This window comes from Roseinatronobacter ekhonensis (assembly GCF_900499075.1).
GTDB classification, from domain to species: Bacteria; Pseudomonadota; Alphaproteobacteria; order Rhodobacterales; family Rhodobacteraceae; genus Roseinatronobacter; species Roseinatronobacter ekhonensis.
Window position 1 is genome coordinate 1 of record NZ_UIHC01000111.1, and the last position, 3,436, is coordinate 3,436.

Genomic DNA, 3,436 nt, shown 5'->3' on the forward strand with positions numbered 1-3,436 from the left:
CACCGTTTATGCCGAGCGGATGATTATGCGGAGTCTGTGGCGCCCGTGATGGGCGCCGCAGGGGCTTTTGGCGGTTGTCACTCCGCATAATTCCGGCCGTTGCTCGCCTCGACCAACATTGCCATCAGCTTGTCCGGCACGGTGAAGCGTCCGCGTTTCAGGGTTGGCGGGCCCATGGCGGTGAGCGCCTCGATCTTTTCGGTCGGATCGGCGCGCAGGTACATCTCGGTGGTCTGGACGCTGGCATGGCCGAGCCAGAGCGAGACCTTGCGAACGTCGCCGGTGGCTTGCAGCGTGTGCATGGCGCAGCTGTGGCGCAGGATGTGCGGCGTCACCCGCTTGGCGGCGATTGACGGAGCTGACTGCGCGGCAGTGGCGGCGTGCTTGCGCAGGATGTATTCGAACCCGGACCGGGTCATTGCCCGGCCACCTGCGTTCAGGAACAGTTGCAGATCGCCCGTCGCAGGGCGCAGCCCGATCCAGCGCCGGACGACGCGGGCCGTGTCCTGCCAGAGCGGCAGGATGCGTTCGCGTCGCCCCTTGCCGATCACATGCAGGCTGGGCATCGCGGTGTCGTCGAACTGGTCAAGCCGGAGGCCGACCAGTTCCGAGACCCGGAGACCCGCTGCGAAGGCAAGATGCAGCATGGCCTGATCGCGCAACCCTGCAACCGTTCGGAGATCGGGCGCGGCAAGAAGTGCCTGCATCTCGGCCCGCGTCAGGTAGTCCACCAGGGGCTGCGCACTGCGCTTCATCGGGATCGCGTGGATCCGCCGCGCCTGATCAAGACAGGCAGGCACACGATACTCGATGAACCGGAACAGCGAATGGATCGCCGCGAGCCGGGCATTGCGGCTGCGCGGCGCGTTGGACCTCTCCACCTCGAGATGGTCGAGGAAGGCGCAGATCAGATCGGCGTCCAGATCCTCGATATGGATCTGGCTGGGCCGGGTCTTTCGTCGTTCGGCGGCAAAGGTCAGGAGCAGCCGGTAGCAATGCGCATAGGAGGCAACGGTGTGCTGCGAGGCACCGCATTCGCGGGGCAGATGCGCACGCAGATAGGTGGACAGGTACGGAGCGAGGGGCGTCATGCCGTGCCCTCCGCCATCAGGGCTTCACCTGCATCGGCGATGTGCCGCATCAGCGTCGGCGTCGCCTGCAGATACCACCAGGTGTGGCTGGGGTCGGCATGGCCGAGATAGGTGGCCAGCGCCAGCATGTGCCGCGAGATCGCACGCCGGTCGCTGCTGCAAGCTTCCAGCGAACGGACCGCGAAGGTGTGGCGCAGGTCGTGGAGTCGCGGGCCCTTCTCGCCGGGCAGGCCGCGCAGGCCGACCTCGCGGGCAATCCGCAGGAACAGCGCGTAAAGCGTGACATAGGACGGACGGCGGCCATGGTCATTCACAAGAAGCGCTTGGCCTTTGAACGGCGCGCGCCGCCGGGTGTAACCCTCCAGCGCCGCCCGTGCCGAAGGATGAAGCGGCACGAGGCGGCTCTTGCGGAACTTGGTCTCGCGGATCACCAGGCCGTCGGCGGTGATGTCGCCCGGATCGAGGCCGACCGCTTCAGAGACACGCAGCCCGGTTGCAGCCAGAAGGCCGATCAGCGTGGCCAGCGTCTCGCCCCGGATGGCGCCCGGAGGGCCCAGCCGCCGGGCAGCCGCCATCAGGGTGGCAATCTCGTCACCGGTATAGATGTAGGGCAGTCGGCGCTGGAAACGCCAGCGCCCGAAGGCTTCGGCGGGTGGCACCTCATGCACCGGATCGGCGATGGCAAGGTGCTCGGCAAAGCGCCGGACCATGGCCAGACGGATGCAGGTCTGGTTCTTCGAGACGGTTCGGGCGGCCCAGTCGATAGCGCGATCGGTTCGGACATGCGTGTCCCCGGCCGCTTCGGCGAAGGTGACGAAGGTGCGAAGAAGGCCGCTCTGGGTCGTGAACTTCAATCCGCGGGCGCGTTGCAGGGCAATGTAGGCGTCGAGGTCGACACTCAGCATGTCGCGCCCTCCGGCCATGCCAGACCGAGCGGGGGTGCCAGCGGGGGTGCGGCGTTCATTGCCTCGTGCGGTGGCCAGGCTTGTGCCACGGCGTCCAGCATCGTGACATCCACCTTAGCATAATGCGCCGTGGTGTCGGTCGACCGGTGTCGCAGCACGGTTGCAATGGCATCCAGCGTGGCACCGCCGCGCAACATTGCCGTGGCGGCCGAGTGCCGCAAGAGATGGCTGCCGCGCGATGGGGCGTTCTCGATGCCCGCCCGCTCGATCGCACGTTGCACCACCCCGCCCACCACGCCGGAACTGACCGGACCGAAGGGCGGCAGAAGGGCCAAGAACACGGTGTCGCAAGATGCGGCGGGTCGTGGTCCGGTCAGCCATGCAATCAGCGCATCGCCCGCATCCTGCGGCAACGGCAGCCGGACCTCCCGCTGCCCCTTGCCACAGACCCGCAGCGTCGCGGCCTGCCAGTCGATGTCGCTCAAGCGCAACTCTGCCACGTCCCGGGCGCGTAGTCCGAGGCGCGCAAGCAGCAACAGAATCGCGCGGTCGCGCCGCCCGCCCGGGGTCTGAGGATCGCAGGATACCATCAGCCGCTCGACAGCGTCCGGTTGCAAATAGCGCGGAAGGCTCGCAAGCCGCCAAGTCTTTGCCGTCGGCACCGCCCGGTCGAGGTCTGGCACAGCGTGTCCGCGATGGGCCAGGTGGCGCAGGTAGAGCCGTAGCGCGCTCGCCACCATCTTGGGGTAATGCACCGACCTGGCGGATCGGGCATGATCGAGCAATCCGTCGCGGATGATCCGCGCCGTATAACGGGATGGATCGGTGCCGATCAACGGCAGGATCTGCGCCAGCATCCGACCGTGGCGTGCGATGGTGACAGCTGCCAACCCGCGCTGCCGGGCCTGTGCATCGAGCCAGCCTGCGACGTTGGGGTCAACCGCTGGTGTCTCGGGCACCGGCCGAGGCGGCAGGACGTCCTGCTCGACAAGGTGGCCCACGAAACGGTCCACACGGTTGATGTAATACTGCCCGAGCGGGCGCGGCGACGAATGACACCGGCAATCATGCGCAGCGAACCGCGCCACGATGTCAGGCCCGGCATCATCCAGCGCGATGCCTCTCTGGATGAGCCAAGCCAGAAAATGCAGCGTCGAGCCAAGATGAATATGGATCGATGCCGGCGAAAGCCTCGTTCCGGCAAGATGATGACCATAAGCGTCGAGCAGCGGTTGGTGTTGCCCGGCATTCAGCAGGCGCCGTCGTCTGACCGGTGTGTAGTGTTCGTTCATGTTGTCCTCCGTGAAAGGCGCCGCCTTGGCGCCAAACGCAGGACAAGCCGATTATGCTGACAAGCGCAGGCAAGAAAACCGTTGCCCGTCAGTTCATTGCGCTGGTCAGCCCCAAACTACTCCGCATAATCACACGCTCGGCATAAAC

Annotated in this window: 3 protein-coding genes; all 3 read right to left on the bottom strand. The window is 66.3% G+C overall.

All coding sequences use genetic code 11. The annotated features are described in order from the left end of the window. Positions 1 to 77: 77 nt before the first annotated feature. The 3 genes from ROE7235_RS19015 to ROE7235_RS20755 are packed head-to-tail and all read right to left on the bottom strand — an operon-like array spanning position 78 to position 3,288. The gene (locus ROE7235_RS19015) at positions 78 to 1,091 is read right to left on the bottom strand and encodes a tyrosine-type recombinase/integrase (RefSeq protein WP_121097511.1); all 1,014 of its coding nucleotides are present in this window, start codon (positions 1,089 to 1,091) and stop codon (positions 78 to 80) included. Next, positions 1,088 to 1,996: a tyrosine-type recombinase/integrase gene (locus tag ROE7235_RS19020; RefSeq protein ID WP_121097517.1), complete on the bottom strand. Its 909-nt coding sequence runs from the start codon at positions 1,994 to 1,996 to the stop codon at positions 1,088 to 1,090. The genes ROE7235_RS19015 and ROE7235_RS19020 overlap by 4 nt, the downstream gene beginning before the upstream one ends. Then, entirely contained in the window at positions 1,990 to 3,288 is a 1,299-nt protein-coding gene (locus tag ROE7235_RS20755; RefSeq protein ID WP_121097514.1) for a tyrosine-type recombinase/integrase, read from the bottom strand. The genes ROE7235_RS19020 and ROE7235_RS20755 overlap by 7 nt, the downstream gene beginning before the upstream one ends. Positions 3,289 to 3,436 lie beyond the last annotated feature (148 nt).

Coding starts and splice junctions, on each gene's coding strand:
- ROE7235_RS19015 (WP_121097511.1), bottom strand. CDS start 1,091: ATGACGCCCCTCGCTCCGTACCTGTCCACCTATCTGCGTGCGCATCTG.
- ROE7235_RS19020 (WP_121097517.1), bottom strand. CDS start 1,996: ATGCTGAGTGTCGACCTCGACGCCTACATTGCCCTGCAACGCGCCCGC.
- ROE7235_RS20755 (WP_121097514.1), bottom strand. CDS start 3,288: ATGAACGAACACTACACACCGGTCAGACGACGGCGCCTGCTGAATGCC.